At 43.2% G+C, this 17,754-nt stretch carries 17 protein-coding genes; 11 read left to right on the forward strand and 6 right to left on the reverse strand.

The features are described 5' to 3' along the window. The first annotated feature begins 59 nt into the window (after positions 1 to 59). The 3 genes from H6F42_RS08700 to H6F42_RS08710 all read left to right on the forward strand — a co-directional run bounded on the left by H6F42_RS08700 (position 60) and on the right by H6F42_RS08710 (position 2,136). Positions 60 to 260, forward strand: coding sequence for an NAD(P)H dehydrogenase subunit NdhS (locus tag H6F42_RS08700; protein WP_190399016.1), 201 nt, complete (start codon positions 60 to 62; stop codon positions 258 to 260). 380 nt (positions 261 to 640) lie between these two features. After that, complete coding sequence (locus H6F42_RS08705) at positions 641 to 1,198, forward strand: OmpA family protein (protein ID WP_190398963.1); 558 nt, start codon at positions 641 to 643, stop codon at positions 1,196 to 1,198. Between the two features lie 2 nt (positions 1,199 to 1,200). Next, entirely contained in the window at positions 1,201 to 2,136 is a 936-nt protein-coding gene (locus H6F42_RS08710) for a ribonuclease Z (RefSeq protein WP_190398964.1), read from the forward strand. A 220-nt stretch (positions 2,137 to 2,356) separates the two neighbouring features. Here the strand turns inward: H6F42_RS08710 and H6F42_RS08715 are convergent, their stop codons facing one another. Both H6F42_RS08715 and H6F42_RS08720 read right to left on the reverse strand, forming a co-directional pair. Continuing rightward, complete coding sequence (locus H6F42_RS08715; RefSeq protein ID WP_190398965.1) at positions 2,357 to 3,829, reverse strand: DUF1565 domain-containing protein; 1,473 nt, start codon at positions 3,827 to 3,829, stop codon at positions 2,357 to 2,359. A 160-nt stretch (positions 3,830 to 3,989) separates the two neighbouring features. Next, complete coding sequence (locus H6F42_RS08720) at positions 3,990 to 7,184, reverse strand: adenylate/guanylate cyclase domain-containing protein (RefSeq protein ID WP_190398966.1); 3,195 nt, start codon at positions 7,182 to 7,184, stop codon at positions 3,990 to 3,992. Between the two features lie 425 nt (positions 7,185 to 7,609). Here H6F42_RS08720 and gltB point away from each other — a divergent pair, with 425 nt between their 5' ends. The 4 genes from gltB to H6F42_RS08740 all read left to right on the forward strand — a co-directional run bounded on the left by gltB (position 7,610) and on the right by H6F42_RS08740 (position 13,770). Then, positions 7,610 to 12,199, forward strand: a complete 4,590-nt coding sequence (gene gltB, locus H6F42_RS08725) for a glutamate synthase large subunit (RefSeq protein ID WP_190399017.1) — start codon at positions 7,610 to 7,612, stop codon at positions 12,197 to 12,199. 88 nt (positions 12,200 to 12,287) lie between these two features. Then, the gene (locus H6F42_RS08730) at positions 12,288 to 12,467 is read left to right on the forward strand and encodes a hypothetical protein (protein WP_190398967.1); all 180 of its coding nucleotides are present in this window, start codon (positions 12,288 to 12,290) and stop codon (positions 12,465 to 12,467) included. A 46-nt stretch (positions 12,468 to 12,513) separates the two neighbouring features. After that, a complete protein-coding gene (locus H6F42_RS08735) occupies positions 12,514 to 12,777 on the forward strand; it encodes a hypothetical protein (RefSeq protein WP_190398968.1) in 264 nt (87 codons plus the stop codon). A gap of 216 nt (positions 12,778 to 12,993) precedes the next feature. Next, the gene (locus H6F42_RS08740; protein ID WP_190398969.1) at positions 12,994 to 13,770 is read left to right on the forward strand and encodes a hypothetical protein; all 777 of its coding nucleotides are present in this window, start codon (positions 12,994 to 12,996) and stop codon (positions 13,768 to 13,770) included. A 255-nt stretch (positions 13,771 to 14,025) separates the two neighbouring features. On the opposite strand, the gene H6F42_RS08745 is transcribed toward H6F42_RS08740, so the two are convergent. Then, positions 14,026 to 14,310 (reverse strand): hypothetical protein, encoded by a 285-nt coding sequence (locus H6F42_RS08745; protein ID WP_190398970.1) that lies wholly within the window; start codon positions 14,308 to 14,310, stop codon positions 14,026 to 14,028. Beyond that, positions 14,273 to 14,551 (reverse strand): BrnT family toxin, encoded by a 279-nt coding sequence (locus tag H6F42_RS22295; protein WP_190399018.1) that lies wholly within the window; start codon positions 14,549 to 14,551, stop codon positions 14,273 to 14,275. The genes H6F42_RS08745 and H6F42_RS22295 overlap by 38 nt, the downstream gene beginning before the upstream one ends. Before the next feature lie 681 nt (positions 14,552 to 15,232). Here H6F42_RS22295 and H6F42_RS08755 point away from each other — a divergent pair. Both H6F42_RS08755 and H6F42_RS08760 read left to right on the forward strand, forming a co-directional pair. Further along, on the forward strand, positions 15,233 to 15,472 hold the full coding sequence (locus tag H6F42_RS08755; RefSeq protein WP_190398971.1) for a hypothetical protein: 240 nt from the start codon (positions 15,233 to 15,235) through the stop codon (positions 15,470 to 15,472). Between the two features lie 7 nt (positions 15,473 to 15,479). Continuing rightward, entirely contained in the window at positions 15,480 to 15,932 is a 453-nt protein-coding gene (locus H6F42_RS08760; protein ID WP_242018378.1) for an HNH endonuclease signature motif containing protein, read from the forward strand. A 264-nt stretch (positions 15,933 to 16,196) separates the two neighbouring features. On the opposite strand, the gene H6F42_RS08765 is transcribed toward H6F42_RS08760, so the two are convergent. Beyond that, entirely contained in the window at positions 16,197 to 16,481 is a 285-nt protein-coding gene (locus H6F42_RS08765; protein WP_242018379.1) for a BrnA antitoxin family protein, read from the reverse strand. Continuing rightward, complete coding sequence (locus H6F42_RS08770) at positions 16,444 to 16,722, reverse strand: BrnT family toxin (RefSeq protein ID WP_190398973.1); 279 nt, start codon at positions 16,720 to 16,722, stop codon at positions 16,444 to 16,446. Before H6F42_RS08770 ends, H6F42_RS08765 begins: the two co-directional genes overlap by 38 nt. Before the next feature lie 178 nt (positions 16,723 to 16,900). Between H6F42_RS08770 and H6F42_RS22120 the strand changes: the two genes are divergently transcribed. Together H6F42_RS22120 and H6F42_RS08780 are read left to right on the forward strand one after the other, a co-directional pair. Further along, positions 16,901 to 17,164, forward strand: a complete 264-nt coding sequence (locus H6F42_RS22120) for a type II toxin-antitoxin system Phd/YefM family antitoxin (RefSeq protein WP_190398974.1) — start codon at positions 16,901 to 16,903, stop codon at positions 17,162 to 17,164. Then, the gene (locus H6F42_RS08780; protein ID WP_190398975.1) at positions 17,148 to 17,405 is read left to right on the forward strand and encodes a Txe/YoeB family addiction module toxin; all 258 of its coding nucleotides are present in this window, start codon (positions 17,148 to 17,150) and stop codon (positions 17,403 to 17,405) included. Before H6F42_RS22120 ends, H6F42_RS08780 begins: the two co-directional genes overlap by 17 nt. Positions 17,406 to 17,754 lie beyond the last annotated feature (349 nt).

Genomic DNA, 17,754 nt, shown 5'->3' on the forward strand with positions numbered 1-17,754 from the left:
AGATATAGAATAAACCTAGTCAAAACCACAGCAGGGAGTTTCAAGAAAATATGCAGCCAATCATTTTTCCGGGTTCAGCAGTGCGGGTTGTAAATGAAGGTGACACCTATTACGGATTTCAAGGACAGGTACAGCGTGTAACTGATGGTCGAGTTGCCGTGATTTTTGGTGGTGGGAACTGGGAAAAGATGGTGTCCTTTCGGGCAAATGAGTTAGAACTGATCGATACAACCGTTAGTTCTAAAGCCAAGAAAAAATAATGTATCTAAAGGTGCGGCTCGCTCTTATAGCTGTTGCCATTCTTGTTAGGACACAAAACCCAAGAAGCGAGTTGCGGCGCGAAGCGCCGCAACTCGCTTCTTGGGTTTTGATTTGTCCTCCTGCAAGTGACCACAGCTATAACTCAGCATTGCTGATTCTGATCTCTAGAACCTTAATATCAATCCCCAAAAGTGTGACGACACTTTTGGAGATTAAAAACCAAACCTAGTAAGAGTTTTAAGAACACAAAATGGCTACGCTATTTTGTGTTTTGGTATATAAATCTAAAAAACCTACTATTAGATTTGTACGAGATTCACAATTAGGCGTATGCTCAATTGTAGATCTGACTATTGAGCAAGGATATTGTGCGGTTGCTGTGACAAATTCACCAACTCCAGATAAAGGAACTAGTAAATCTATAGGCAAACCATCGAGTAATTTGCCCTCGGATCATCCTGTGATGACTTTGCTTGTGCGGAGTACAGTTCTGGGTGTAGGGGCGATCGCAGGAATTGTGACTGGCTTAGCGATCGCTTTTGTGCGACCAGATTTAGTATGGCAACCCTCCTTTAATTTCTTAAATTACAAAAAGCAGCAATTTACTCTCGCCTCAGATGCGTTGTTTGAATCAGATAAAGCAAGCATTCGTCCTGAAAGCTTTCGATTACTGGATGAAGTGGCGGCGCAACTGCCCCTAGAAAAAGGTAAACGCATTAGAATTAATGGACATACTGACGTAGCTAGTACTGACAATGCGCTCACCTTGTCCTATTTACGGGCTTCGGCGGTTAAAGAATATTTGGTAAGACTGCGGGGTGAGCAAAGCTATTATTGGACGGTGGTGGGCTATGGCGCGACTCGTCCTTTAGCCAGTAGCGCTGGCGATAGTAATAGCAAAGGTAATCGCCGTATCGAGATTTTTGTAGATGATTAGATATGCAGATCACTTTTCTCGGTACTAGTTCAGGGGTTCCCACTCGCGGACGCAATGTCTCTAGTGTGGCGGTAAGGCTGCCACAACGGGCTGAGGTTTGGCTGCTGGACTGCGGCGAAGCTACTCAGCATCAATTGCTGCGAAGTGATGTAAAAATTAGCCAAATCACCAAAATTTTTATTACCCATATGCATGGTGATCACATTTTTGGATTGCCGGGGCTATTGGCAAGTTGTGGGATGGCGGGAAATGTTAGCCATATTGATATTTATGGACCCTCAGGGTTGGGCGAATATTTGGATGCTTGTTTACGCTACAGCGAAACGCGGCTTTCCTATTCGATTAAGGTGCATCGGGTCAAAACAGGGATAGTTTGTGAAGATTCAGAATTTTATGTGATGGCAGCACCTCTTAAACATAAGGTAACTGCCCATGGTTTTAGATTAGTAGAACGCGATCGCGCAGGTAAGTTTGATGTCGATAAGGCGGTCGCCATGAATATTCCCGCAGGGCCGCTTTTTGGCGCACTCAAGCAGGGCAAGATTGTCACTCTTCCTGATGGGCGCAAGATTGATGGAAAGGAATTTTGTGGCGCACCGCAGATTGGGCGCAAGATTGCCTACTGCACGGATACGATTTTTTGTGATAGCTCGGTGGAGTTGGCGCAAAATGCCGATGTCTTAATCCATGAGACTACCTTTGCCCATCAAGATTCAGATATGGCGTTTCAGCGCCTCCATTCCACTAGCACGATGGCGGCGCAAGTGGCTCTATTGGCAAATGTGAAGCAGTTAATCATGACCCATTTCAGTCCAAGGTATGCCCCCGGAAATGCCGTTTTATTGGAAGATCTCGTAAATGAAGCAAGAATGATTTTTGCAAATACCATTCCTGCCTATGATTTCATGACCTACGAGATTGCTCCGCCACAAAAATAAAAAACAGCTTTTTGATAGTGCGGCTTCGCCGCACTATCAAAAAGCTAAATTATGACAATTTTTGTGATGTATAGCTGTGGTCACTTGCCTTACGCCCTCAAAAAGCGAATTGCGGCGCGTCGCGCCGCAACTCGTTTTCTGGTTTTGAAGAATGTCAACAGCTATAATCCCAAATGAAGAAATGGCTAAGCCATTTCTTCATTTGGGATTAGGCAGGGATTTAGCGAAAGGAAATAATTTCCCCATTAACACCCGACTGGGCTAATTTCTGGAGCATGGCATCGGCGGCTGGGCGATCGCTATATGCACCAACCTGCCACAGGATTCGACCGCTACGGGAAAGGCGGAAGGCATCGGGAATCATGGTTTTGACCTTTTGCGTAATTGCGAAGGAAGTATTTGGCACAACTACCCGATATTGAAATGGTTTGCCAGTTGTCGGATCGAGGGTGACGGGAGGTAAAGTTGCCACACGCGGAGCCGAGGTATTCGGAATATTATTAGGACTATATTCCCGCTCAATTGTAATCACCATTGGTGATTCTGGTTTTCTTGACGAATTAGGAGAAGTGGAAATTACGGGACTTGGTAAGGCTTGACTCGGAGGTTTAGCAGGCACAAACACAGTTTTAGGAGGATTGATCGGCGCTACGGCAATAGCTGGAAGAGGGGGCTTGCTTGCCATAATGGGATTATTGCTGGGGGGAACGGAAGCTGTGAGATCGATTAAGCCCGTAACTCGCGATCGGTTGATTTGATTACCAACTGCCGAAAGGGGAATCGTGGTGGCATTGTTAATATCGTATTCGCGATTGTTCTTGAAGATATTATTTCCCTGAGAGGAAGTTGTGCCTAAATCTGGCTGTGGTGCGCCATTACTGCTAGGCAAAACTACTAAACCATTGCGTTGATTGTCAAAGATGGCATTATTGCGAAGTGTGGGCTGAGCCGTATTAGAAATAACGATGCCATCGACGTTGCGAGAGATGTTGTTATTAATGAGGACAACCTGTGATTGTTGTCCAATGGACAGACCAAAGCCAGTATTCTCAAATCGGTTATCACGGATTTCACCTGAGCTAGTTCCCAAAGCTGAGATACCGCTTCCCGTATTGCCTGCGAATAGATTATTGCCGATATAGGCTTTCGCATTGCCCGTGAGGAAGATGCCGTCATGGGTGCTGCGAACGAAGTTATTGTTGGCAATAACGACATTGCGACTAGACTCTAGCCATAGTCCATAGCCACGGGGATTGCTATTGGTGATGGTGACACCTTCAATGCGGGAGTCACTAGCAGCAGCGATCGCGATATTTTGGCTCGCAAAGGTCGGACTAACAAAACGCCCACCACCACTAATTACGACATTACTTCCATTTCCATTGCCGCGTAATACTGCTCCTTTAGGAAGACGAAGGGGAAAATTTTCACCCGTTGCTGCACTATAGTTACCCGCAGCTAATTGAAAGATAGTTCCTTGCTCTGGATTGGCGGCGATCGCGGCAGAGATGGTGCGAAAGGCTTGGGTTGGTGAGCCAGCACCCACGACATCCGCACCTTGTGGGGAGACAAAAACGATCTTTTGTTGGGTGGGTTGAGATTGCGCCCAAGCGATCGCTGGCAAATTGAGCGCAATGACAAAAGCGACGTTAGCTACATTAATTACATTAGTAAGACAGGGAAACTTATTCATACCGAGACATCCTCAAGATATCTTGCAAACATGCAATTACAGACTAGCAGTAAGTTGCTTTTGTTTCTATAGCTATAAACCAATTGAGAGGTGCGGCACTTCGCGCCGCAATTCTCAATGATAAAAATGGCAATGATAAAAATGACACTTTGTGCCGCCTTTATCTTTTGCGTTCTAGCCAATAGGTTTTCATGGTTCCTTTGCCTTTGACCTCGATCGCCCCCCGTTCTATTAATTCAAATTGATCTTTGAGCAATTCATAGGTTTCAGAGGTAACTTGGATTTTGCCCACCTCACTGTGGGATTCCATTCTGCTGGCGATATTCACCGTATCACCCCATAAATCATAGATAAATTTCTGTGTGCCAATTACCCCAGCGATAACAGCACCCGTGTGAATGCCAATGCGAATTTGTAATTTTCGACCTGTTAACTCGCGCAGTTCGTTCACTTTTTGAACCATCTCTAAAGCCATAGAGGCGATCGCTTCAGCATGGTTCTCATTGGGGAGAGGAATACCACCCGCTACCATATAGGCATCACCGATGGTTTTGATTTTCTCTAAGCCATAGGTTTCGCTGAGGGTATCAAAATTAGAAAAGATGAGATTGAGAAGATCGACTAAATCCTGTGGTGAAAGTTCCGAAGATATTTTAGTGAAGTTGACGATATCAGCAAATAGAACGGTGACTGACTCAAAACTATCGGCGATGACTCCGTGAGATTGTTTGAGGCGATCGGCGATTACCTTGGGTAGAATGTTGAGCAATAATCTTTCCGACTTCTCTTGTTCTGCATAGAGAGCTTCTTCAGCCAGCTTACGCTGAGTAATATCGTCTAGTACGCCTAAAATCCCAATAGTCTTGCCATCAGCGTCAATTATTGGCAGCTTGCTAATATCTAACCAAATGGATTGACCTAATTTATCAGGATTGACCTTACGCTGAATAATATGCATTTCAGGAATATTCGATTCCATAATTTGGCGATCGTGATTACGGAACATTTCCGCTAATTGAGAATTATTGATCAAGTCATAATCAGTTTTGCCAACCACACTTTCAGGGGTTTCTAATTGAGCATACATCGCCCAGTTTTTATTACATCCCCGAAAAATAAGATTGGTATCTTTCCAGAAAATTTGTTGAGGAATACTATCAATAATGAGGCGGAGATAGGTTTCCTGCTCTTTGAGAGATTGTTCGGCTTTAGTTCGCGCCGTAATATCTTGAAAGCTCCAGACTCGCCCAATAATTGCATCTCCTAATCTCTGGGGACGGGAATATCTTTCGATAGTTCGACCATCTTGGAGTTCTAGTAAGTCATAACTCTCCTGTTCGGGATGGCGATAAAATCCATGCGATCGCTGCATAAATTCGTGGGGATCGAGCATTTGCTCCGCGAGAAATTCTAATCTTAAGGAATAGTCAGGTATGGTGAGAATCTCGTCTGAGAGAGAAAACATATCCATAAATTGCTGGTTATAGCTGGTGATATGCCCAACCCGATCTACGGCTAAAATGCCATCGGCGATCGATTCAAAGGTTGCCCTTTGTAAGCTCAAGAATTCTTCTAAGGTGGACTCAACGCGCTTACGTTCCGTAATATCCACACCAATGGAGAGAATCTCTAGCAAATTGTCGTTATCATCGACGATGGGGCGATTTGACCAAGAAATCCAGACCAATTCGCCATCACTACGCATATTCTGACTCTCCTGAAACATATAGATTTCAGGGTTATGGGCGCTATTTTGTAACCAGTTGAGTAAGTTCGTACTGGTTGTATCATCATCATCTTTGACAATTGTGCCTCGGATATTTTTGCCGATTACTTCATTTTCATCTAAGAATCCAAAGAAGCTCAAGCCATATTCATTGATAAATTTAATTGTACCCACGGTATCGCGTCTAAGGATGATGCAATTTGCTGCCTCAACCAAAGTACGGTATTTGATTTCACTAGTTCTGAGCGCTTCTGTCCGTCGTTCTACACGCTGTTCTAATTCTTCTTTGTTCTGAGCTAGAGCTGTAAAAGAAATTTGTAATTGTTGAGCCATTTGATTGAAGGAATCCGCAAGAATCGAGAGTTCGCGAACATTGGCAGTTTCAATTAAATGATAGGGTTGCCCTGTAGCCATATCTGCTGATGCGGAAAGTGTGGCAAGTTTGTGGGATGCATCGATAAGTTTCTCAACGGGGCTGGCAATCCATTTAGATGTATAAAAGCCTGTGATACTGGCTAAGAGGAAGGCTAAAGCACATAAAACCAGCGTATTACGAGTATTAATATCAATGCGATCGCGAAAATCCTGTTCTGATACAGCCACAACTAGCAACCAATCCAGCCCTTGATCGTTGCGTAATCTACTTACCTGAATATATTGATTTGCATTTTCCCATTCCATTTGGATCTGTAAATGGTTGGGTAAATTAGCGAAATTAGGATATTGTCGCTGAAGATTTTGAAAGATCAAACGTAGTAAAGGATTTTGACTTTTGAGCGCATGGATTCGCTCTTGTCCTGTGGAGGTAGAAATATAGGGGACTTCTAAGGTCGAAGTGGCGACGATATTTCCTGATGGTTCGAGAATGAAGGCTTGTCCTGTTTTGGCAATTTTTAATTTATTTAAAAAATCGCCAATTTGCGAAAGGGGAAGGTCGATCGCTAAGACTCCGCGCAAACTTCCCGATTCGCTATAAATTGGCAAGGAAGCCGTAATTCCTAAAATCGGGCGGGCAACAAATAGATAAATCGGACTCCAAACCGCTTGACGAGCCTTGACTGCCTGCTTGTACCAAGGGCGATCGCGAGGTTCAAAAATATTGACATCAATTTTATTAAGGATTCGCCCCTTTTCGTCTAGACGATAGATTGTTTTTTGCGGCTGGCTAGGGCTGACGATACCAGCGATCGCGGGCATTGATGTGCGATGCAATAACAGTAAGTTATCTTCTCTACGCTCAACCCCAATGAATTTCCCTTCAGAATTTGCCCCATAAAAAAAGTATAGATTTTTGGCTTGATGCATCTGTTGCCAAAATAATTTATCTAAACTATCTAAATTCTCTAAAGCTAAATATCCTGCCTTCGCCGCCGCCCCATGAGCCTGAAGAATTTCTAAGGGAGCATCAAAATAACCGCGCACATGGGATTCGATTGTGTTGGTTACTTCCTGTCCGATTTTGGGCGCGAGTTCTTTGGTGGCTTCATGGCTATTTTGGACTGACAACCACCCTGTAATCCCTACGGCGGCAATCACCTGTGTGACGACTGGAACTATCAGTAATATCTTGAGAGACAACTGACGGCGATCGCGTTGAGGTTTGTCATCATGGGAAGGAATGGCAGGCATATATCAAGCTGCACCAAGCTGCATGAAAAATTTAGGTTGTTGGTACTGCCTATCATAAATTGATTACCACTAAAATTTACGTTCCTGCGCTTATTTGCCCATGTCCAGCTATGTGCATATTCGTAATTTCTTACTATCCAAGAATTAGCTGTGCGGCGCTTCGCGCCGCACAGCTAATTCTTGGATGCCAGAAGATTAAACGTAAACCCCAAGGGGGTGTGGCGCAGCGTGAGACCCATTCTATTCAGTAGCGAAAATAACAAAACAGGGCAAAATACCAGAAATTTCGGCTTTTAGTATGATCATTTCATTAAGACATCTTCCCGAAGACATAAAGTTATTAGTACAATCCAAGATAGCCGTCGTAAAATCCGAATTACGTCCAAGCTAACTTAGCCCTCTAAAATATCCCCTTTTTGTCCATGATGAATAGCAACGCACTGCCACTAAAACAAGGTTTGTACGATCCACAGTTTGAACATGATGCTTGTGGGGTCGGATTTATTGTCCATAAATCAGGAAAAAAATCCCATGTGATCGTCGAACAGGGATTAACCATTCTGGAGAACTTGGAACACCGTGGCGCGTGCGGTTGCGAAACGAATACAGGGGACGGTGCGGGGATTTTGATGCAGATTCCCCATAAATTCTTGGTGAAAGTGACGGCGGCAGCAAACATCACTTTGCCCGAAGTCGGACAGTACGGCGTGGGTATGGTTTACGCTTCTCCCGATCCCGAAGCACGTCAAAATGGTAGACAAGCCTTTGAAAAATTAGTCGAAGCTGAAGGTTTAAAGGTGCTTGGTTGGCGAGATGTACCAACCGATAATTCTTCTTTGGGCAATACTGCACAATCGAGCGAACCCTTCATGCAACAGGTGTTTATCTCTCGTTCTGCCGATCTTGCGGATGATCTCGCATTTGACCGCAAGCTGTATGTATTGCGTAAACTCGCCCATACTAATATTCGGGTTACGAATATCGATTCCTATTGGTATCCCTCTAGCCTCTCCTGTCGCACCATCGTCTATAAGGGGATGTTGATGACAGCGCAAGTTGGGCAGTATTATGCTCACGATTTGCATGATCCTGACATGGAGAGCGCTCTAGCTCTAGTCCACTCCCGCTTTAGTACGAATACTTTCCCCAGTTGGGAGCGATCGCACCCTTACCGCTACATTGCCCACAATGGCGAAATCAATACTTTGCGCGGCAATACTAACTGGATGATTGCCCGTCAATCGATGTTTGAGTCGGATTTGTTTGGTGATGATATTTCCAAAATCAAGCCTGTAATTAATATCGAGGGCAGTGACTCCACGATTTTTGATAATGCTTTGGAATTGTTGGTATTGGCAGGGCGATCGCTACCTCATGCCGTGATGATGATGATTCCTGAGCCTTGGACAGCTCATGAGTCGATGAGTGACGAGAAGAAAGCCTTTTATGAATACCATTCCTGTTTGATGGAACCTTGGGATGGTCCCGCCTCGATCGCCTTCACCGATGGCACAATGATCGGCGCGATTCTCGATCGCAATGGCTTACGTCCTTCACGCTATTACGTCACTAAAGATGATCTCGTCATCTTCGCTTCGGAGGCAGGTGTATTGGATATTGCCCCTGAGATGATTGAATCAAAAGGTCGTCTACAACCAGGGCGGATGTTTCTGGTGAATATGGAAGAAGGTCGGATTGTTGCTGATGAAGAAATCAAGCATCAAATCGCCACTGAACATCCATATCGCGAATGGATTAATCAGCATATGGTGGATATCGCTAATCTCAAGGATGGTGTAGCTAGTGAACCCGAAGCGATTCCTTTAACTCAGAAGCAAATGGCTTTTGGCTATTCCTTTGAAGATTTACGTTTGCTATTAACACCAATGGCGCGTGATGGTGTCGAAGCGATCGGCGCAATGGGAGCCGATACACCTCTAGCAGTTCTTTCCAATCGTCCCAAACTTCTTTATGACTATTTCCAGCAGCTATTCGCTCAAGTAACGAATCCTCCTATCGATTCTATTCGTGAAGAGATTATTACTTCCGCAGAAACCACGATTGGTGCAGAACGGAATTTGCTCAAGCCTGAACCCGAAAGCTGTCACTTGATCGAGTTAAAAACTCCTATTCTTAGTGATGCTGAATTTGCGAAATTGAAGCACATTAATGAAGGTGGTTTTAAATCAGTTACACTTTCCACTTTGTTTGCTCCTAAGTCTGGTGTGTCTGGATTAGAAGCAGCAATTACTGAGATTTGTGCCAAGGCTGACCAAGCGATCGCTGATGGTGTGAATATTTTGATTTTAAGCGATCGCGGCGTGAATCCTGATAATGCGCCGATCCCTGCATTATTGGCGGTATCAGGCTTACATCACCATTTGATCCGCACAGGAACTCGTACCAGAGTCGGTCTAGTCCTCGAATCTGGCGAACCTAGAGAAGTCCATCATTTCGCATTATTGATTGGCTATGGTTGCGGCGCAATCAATCCTTACCTTGCCTTTGAGACGATCAAAGACATGATCGATCAACGTCTCTTGGTAAATGTCGAGTTCAAAACTGCTTGCAAGAACTTCATTAAGTCGGCAACTAAGGGCGTAACTAAGGTTGCTTCCAAAATCGGTATTTCCACAATCCAAAGCTATCGCGGCGCTCAAATCTTTGAAGCAGTTGGTTTAAATCAAGATGTAATCAAGAAATACTTCACTTGGACAGCCTCACGCATCGAAGGTGCAGATTTGGAAGTGATTGCTAAAGAAGCGATCGCCCGTCATACCCACGCTTTCCCCGATCGCCCTGCGAGTGGCAATACCCTCGATGTCGGTGGCGATTACCAATGGCGCAAAGATGGTGAGGCACACTTGTTCAGTCCTGAAACTATTCACGCATTGCAAAAAGCAGTACGCGATGGCAACTATGAACTGTTCAAAAAATATTCCAGTTTGGTGAATGAACAAAATCAACAACATTTCACCCTGCGCGGCTTGCTCGATTTCAAAGCTCGCGAATCTATCCCTATTGAAGAAGTAGAACCAATCGAATCAATTTTAAGCCGCTTTAAAACGGGGGCGATGAGCTATGGGTCGATCTCTAAGGAAGCCCATGAAGCTCTGGCGATCGCCATGAATCGCATCGGCGGCAAGTCCAACACAGGCGAAGGTGGCGAAGATCCCGATCGCTACACATGGACAAACGAGCAAGGTGATTCCAAAAATAGCGCCATCAAACAGGTAGCTTCTGGACGTTTCGGCGTAACTAGCCTCTATCTCTCCCAAGCCAAAGAGATTCAAATCAAAATGGCTCAAGGCGCGAAACCAGGGGAAGGCGGTCAACTCCCTGGAAAGAAAGTCTATCCTTGGATCGCCAAAGTGCGTCACTCCACCCCAGGTGTGGGCTTAATTTCGCCACCTCCTCACCATGACATCTACTCCATCGAAGACCTCGCCGAGTTGATTCATGACCTCAAAAATGCCAACCGCGCTGCCCGTATCAGCGTCAAGCTGGTTTCAGAAGTCGGTGTCGGCACGATCGCCGCAGGGGTTTCCAAAGCCCATGCTGATGTTGTTCTCATCTCTGGCTATGACGGCGGCACTGGCGCATCGCCCCAAACTTCGATCAAACACGCTGGCTTACCTTGGGAACTTGGACTCGCCGAAACCCATCAAACCCTCGTTCTCAACAACCTTCGCAGCCGTATCGTTGTGGAAACCGATGGACAAATGAAAACAGGGCGAGATGTCGTGATTGCCGCTTTACTTGGTGCAGAAGAGTTCGGCTTTGCCACTGCTCCCCTCGTCACCCTTGGCTGTATCATGATGCGCGTCTGCCATCTCAACACTTGCCCTGTTGGTGTCGCCACCCAAGATCCGCAACTACGCGAGAAGTTCACAGGTGATCCCGCCCACACCGTCAACTTCATGACTTTCATTGCGATGGAAGTCCGTGAACTGATGGCAAAACTCGGTTTCCGTACCCTTGATGAAATGGTCGGTCGTACGGAAGTTCTCGAAGCGAAGCAAGCAGTGGAACATTGGAAAGCGAAAGGCTTAGACTTCTCGAAGATTCTCTATCAACCAGAAGTTGGAGCAGATGTCGGTCGCTATTGCCAAATTCCACAGGATCACGGTTTAGACAAATCCCTTGATATGACTGTGTTATTGGATTTATGTCAAGCTGCGATCGTAGATGGTGAACCCGTTCAAGAGACTATTCCGATCAAGAACATCAATCGCGCCGTCGGTACGATCCTTGGCAACGAAATCACTAAGCGCCATTGGGAAGGATTGCCCGATGACACCGTGCATCTGCATTTCCAAGGTACGGCTGGTCAAAGCTTTGGCGCATTCGTTCCATCAGGTGTGACGATGGAACTCGAAGGCGATACCAACGACTATCTCGGCAAAGGACTGAGTGGTGGCAAAATCATTCTCTATCCTAACAAAGCTTCTACCTTTGTCGCTGAAGAGAACGTGATCGCAGGCAACGTCGCTCTCTACGGCGCAACCAGTGGCGAAGTCTACATTCGCGGTATCGCTGGCGAACGCTTCGGAGTCCGTAACTCTGGCGTAAATGCCGTAGTCGAAGGCATCGGCGACCACGGCTGTGAATATATGACAGGCGGTAAGGTTGTGGTCTTAGGCTTAACAGGACGGAACTTCGCAGCAGGTATGAGTGGCGGCGTTGCCTACATTCTCGATGAGTCAGGCGATTTCGCAACCCGTTGCAATACCTCAATGGTCGGCTTAGAAAAGCTCGAAGATCCCGAAGAAATCAAGGATCTGAAGCAGTTGATTCAACAGCACGTTGACTATACGGAGAGCGCTAAGGGTGCGAAGGTTCTCGCTGATTGGAATGCGATCGTTCCTAAATTCGTGAAGGTAATGCCCAAGGATTACAAGCGAGTATTGCAAGCGATTAAGGAAGCATTGGAAGATGGTTTGAGTGGTGATGATGCCCTCAACGCCGCTTTTGAAGCCAACTCTCGCGATGTCGCCCGTATTGGTGGTAGCTAATTAAATAAGAGGCAAGGGGCTTAAGCCCCTTGTTTTTTAATACGAATTATTAGCGCCCGTCAAACAACCAGAAAAGAGCGTGAAGATTATGAACAACACTCCCGTTGATGGTCAACAAAGTCCTAGTGATGAGCTTTTACATGAATATAGTTTTGATTACCAGAAGGCTAAACCTAATCGCTTTGCTAATCGTAATGAAGCTAAAAAACTAAATATTGTGGTTTTAGATGAAGATGTTGCAAGGGTTTTTACCACATCTTGCAGCTAAAATATAATGAGCATCTTTATAATGAGCATCTTTTTCATGTTTGCTTATGAATACCCTAACTCCAACGCGGCAACAGATTATTGAAGTAATTGATAACTTGCCAGAGGATGCTTTCTCTGAGCTTGTTAGTTTTATTGGCTATCTTCGCTACAAGGCTGTTAAAACAAAAACAGCACAACCTCATAACAGTTTTTTACTGTCAATTGCTGGTTTGGGGGCTTCCAATGAAAAAGATATTTCGGAAAGAGATGAAGAGATTTTAGCAAGTGAAGCGAATCTAATTCATGGTTGGAGTCTTCATCCAGACTAGCAACTATGACGCTAGTTTAGATTTCTAAAAGATAGATGACTCCCCCATTTCAACATTAGAATGCTGTTTTAATAACAAAATGTTACGATTCTTTTTTGATTATGGCAACTAATAAATGGTTTGATAGACTTTACTAAACGAAAATTGTGTTTTAAGCTTTAAAATTGCTGATTTATAAATTCAAATATCTTTATAAAATAAAGAACAAAAAAATTTATGAGTAAAAAAAAAGAAATTAATTTTCCCATTAGGCTAAGTAAAGAAGAATGGGAGTCGTCTACTCTTAGTTGGCGTTGCCGTGCGCTTGAAATACCTGGAGCAGACATAAAGACAGTTATGCTTAATGGCATTGACCAACACAAGAACCATTACAGAATAACTGATATTGGGAATATTAGTATCAACATACCAAATTATCCAGTTTACCCCGAGACTGATGACGTAGTAGTCATAATTCAGCTTACAAAGCAATTAAGCACTCAGAATGAAGTAAGTATATGGCAGATAATTTCGGCAATTTCGGCAATCGTAGCAACTTTTTTCTCTCCTATTGGGGCTGAGATTTATAAGCAGACACAAAATCATAAAGATTATCAACCTAGTGTTTCTCCACCATCCACATCTACAACAACTCCATCACCCACATCTACAACAACTCCATCACCCACATCTACAACAACTCCATCACCCACATCTACAACAACTCCATCACCCACATCTACAACTCAAGATGGACTTCTTAAATATCCCCTTGCAGACTGTGGAGCTGGAGCAACTTACATAGGACAAAATGCACCTCATCGAGTATTTGTTCCTTCAAATGGAAATAACCTAAAAACTGTACGAGATAAATTTTGCAAAGATGCTTTTCTCTCAGACAAAGAAACTAAAATTGTAATGGCTTCTTTCACTAAGAAAGAGGATGCAGATATATTTCTGAAAGATATTAAGAGATTTTTCCCAGATGCTGATACTGATTCAGTTTTTAGATGACCTTTGCACTCTCTTAGAATAATTACTAATGAAATATTATGTTATCACTTACTAGGTAGTGCATTAGACTTGTTGAACTTCTTTGGTATAATAATTTTATCTATCAAGGAATCTAGACATCACATCCACATTTTTGAAGCACTACCTTTGATGTTGTTGGTTGTTGAGGGGTGATCGCTTTTGGGTTGAGAGTGTGGATATTTTAGTCGATCTCTTTTTGATTGAGATTAGAGGCTATTTTATTACCAAGAAATTCTAAGCTTTTGCCGTTGCGACATAAGACTTATGTGCTTCTGCATAGATTTTTAACGCAACTGACATTTGCTGAGATGCATTCTCTCCTTGCGATTGAAACCATGCAAAAGTTTCAGGATCGATTTGAACCGATGTTGTAATTTGTTTAGGAGTTCTCAATTTTGCTTTAGCCCAAAACTCTGATGATAATGGAGGAATATCAGATGTATCAATATCCTCATCACGCATAGCATCAATTCTTTCCCAATCAGTCTGAGATGTATTGTTCGTAGTATTTGCGTTCATAAGATAGTGCCTTTCTTAATGAAATAATCCTAATTGTTTTTTCGTCAGGTTCCGTGTAGATGACCACCACGACTCGACCTTGAAGTAAACCAATACCAATATACCGATCCTCTCCATAGTTCTCTCTTGCGTCCAGTTCAACAACCATAGGCATATTGAAAACTAGATATGCGTCAGCAAAGTCAAATCCATGTTTAGCACGATTAATTTGATTTTTACGTTCATCCCACTCAAATCTCATTTTAAAGTTTAGTAGTTGTCTGTGTTGGGATTTTCCTAATTTTAACTTGTATTTGAGACTGCTTGATGTTGTTGGTTTGTTGAGGAGCGATCGCTTGTGTGGTGAAAGTGGGGATATTTTAGGCGATCGCTTTGTGATGAGATTGGGGGCGATCAATGTTTGATGTTAGTTTGTTGAAGGGCGATCGCTGTTTGATTGAGATTAGGGGTGATCGCTGTTTGATGTTAGTTTGTTGAAGGGCGATCGCTTGTGGGGTGGGAGTGTGGATATTTTAGGCGATCGCTTTTTGATTGAGATTAGGGGCGATCGCTGTTTGATGTTGTTGGCTTGTTGAGGGGCGATCGCTTGTGTGGTGAAAGTAAGGATGTTTTAGGCGATCGCTTTGTGATGAGATTGGGGGCGATCGCTTTTTGATTTTGTTGATTGTTGAGGGGCGATCGCTTGTGTGGTGGGAGTGTTGGTATTTTAGGCGATCGCTTTGTGATTGAGATTAGGGGCGATCGCTTTTTGATGTTGGTTTGTTGAGGGACGATCGCTTGTGTGGTGAGAGTATGGATATTTTAGGCGATCGCTGTTTGATATTGTTGGTTATGTTGGGGTGATCGCTTTTGTAGAGAAAGTGTGGATATTTTGGGCGATCGCTTATAATTATCACTAAATCAAGAGCAAGGAGTTAAGCAAATGATAACTCAAACAATGGTAAAGCCATCTTCGTGGATATCTACAGGAATTATTACCGCAAAAGTGCGCGATCGTTATTTATTTAAGTTCTCTGAAGAATTACAAAATCACTTAGATGACTTGAATGAGCGACTTAAAGGAATTGGATTAAATGACAAAGAAAAAGCAGAATTAGCAGGAATTTTGGAATTAGATCAGATTTTCACCTTGCTTAATGCCAAAATTATTAGCGAATCCTAAATTTGACATGGCAATTCCTATAGCAATAAGACTCCAAATAAGACAAAGAGCCAGTTTTTTGTGTGAATATTGTCATTCTTCAGAAGAAATTAGTCCTGCAAAGTTTGAGATAGATCACATTCAACCAAGATCCATTGGAGGGTCAGATGATATTGATAACTTAGCCCTAGCTTGCCAGCGCTGCAACTCTCACCATTACAACTTCATCCAAGGCAAAGATCCAAAAACATTAAACGCCGTAAATCTATTTCATCCTCGCCAACAAGTATGGAATCATCATTTTATTTGGAGTAACGATGGATGTAGAATTATTGGTCTTACGGAAGTAGGAAGAGCAACTGTAAACCGACTAGATTTGAATGATGAAGTTCGCGGCGAAGGAGAAATTATGCGAGCTAGACAAGCATGGGTAAAAGTTGGTTGGCATCCTCCATTAATTGATTCAAGAAAATCTTTCTAGTTTTCTGTCACAAGTTAATAAAGCGATCGCTACTTTGGTGTTGCTGATTATGTGGGGAGCGATCGCTTGTTTAGTGAAAGTAGGGATTTGAGGCGATCATTTTTTGATTGAGATTGGGGGCGATCTCTGTTTGATGTCGTTGGTTTGTTGAGGGGCGATCGCTTGTTTAGTGAAAGTAGGGATTTGAGGCGATCATTTTTTGATTGAGATTAGAGGCGATCGCTGTTTGATGATGTTGGTTTGTTGAGGGAGGATCAAGAGATTCTAAGCTTTTGCCGTTGCGACATAAGACTTATGTGCTTCTGCGTAAATTTTTAAAGCGACTGACATTTGCTGAGATGCATTCTCTCCTTGCGATTGAAACCATGCAAAAGTCTCAGGATCGATTTGAACCGATGTTGTAATTTGTTTAGGAGTTCTCAATTTTGCTTTAGCCCAAAATTCTGATGATAATGGAGGAATATCAGATGTATCGATATCCTCATCACCCATTGCATCAATTCTTTCCCAATCAGTCTTCGAGGTATTGTTCATAGTATCTGCGTTCATAAGATAGTGCCTTTCTTAATGAAATAATCCTAATTGTTTTTTCGTCAGGTTCCGTGTAGACGACCACCACGACTCGACCTTGAAGTAAACCAATACCGATATACCGCTCCTCTCCATAGTTTTCTCTTTCGTCAAGTTCAACAACCATAGGCATATTGAAAACTAGATAAGCGTCAACAAAGTCAAATCCATGTTTAGCGCGGTTAATCTGGTTTTTACGTTCATCCCACTCAAATCTCATTTTAAAGTTTAGTATTTGTGTGTGTTGGGATTTTCTTAATCTTAACTTGTGTTTGACGCTGTTTGATGTTGTTGGTTTGTTGAGGGACAATCGCTTGTGGGGTGGGAGTGTGGATATTTTAGGCGATCGCTTTAACAAAAAAAGTGGTACAATTTATTGTACGAGTTTGAATTTATTAATGAAAATTTTTAACGCCAGTGAAGCGAGAGCCAACTTGTTCAGCTTAGTCGAGCAAGTTAACAAAGATCATCTACCAAGATTTATTACGAGTCGGCAAGGTGACGCAGTATTGATATCTAAATCTGATTGGGAAAGCATACAGGAAACTCTCTATCTCCAATCTATTCCTAATTTAGTGGAGTCAATTAAAGCCGCCGAACAATTGGATGAGTGGGTTTCCGAAGATGAATTTCTAGGAGCCTTGAATGGATTGGAAGATTGAATTTAGTCGAAATGTGGTTAAGGATGCTAAAAAGTTGAAGTCTGCCAATTTGGACTCTAACCTCAAAACCTTACTAGAAATCCTCAAGCAAAATCCCTACGAACCTCCCTATGAGAAACTTTCAGGCAACTTGAAAAGATATTGCTCAAGACGCATCAATATCAAACATCGATTGGTTTATGCCATCCATGAAGAAACTAAAACTATTAGAGTTGTTTCTGTGTGGTCACATTATGAATAGAAAAATCTGGCGATCGCTTTATGATTGAGATTAGAGGCGATCATTGTTGGCTTTTTGAGGAAGCAATCGCCTGTGGGTTGGGAGTGTGGATATTTGAGGCGATCATTTTTTTTGATTAAGATTAGAGGCGATCGCTTTGCAAAATTAATGTTGTCTATTGATTGCCTCCATATCAATGATCATTGATTAGATTTAGGTAATATCAATCCCCGAAAGTGGGGGTACACTTTCGGGGATTAAAAACTAAACCCAGTAAGAGTTTTTAAAACTAAAAATGGCTACGCTATTTTTAGTTTTGGTATAAGAATGGGAAAGCTAAGTGACGACATTCCTCGCTGCCACTTAGCTT

Origin of the sequence: Pseudanabaena sp. FACHB-1998 (assembly GCF_014696355.1) — a bacterium.
Lineage (GTDB): Bacteria > Cyanobacteriota > Cyanobacteriia > Pseudanabaenales > Pseudanabaenaceae > Pseudanabaena.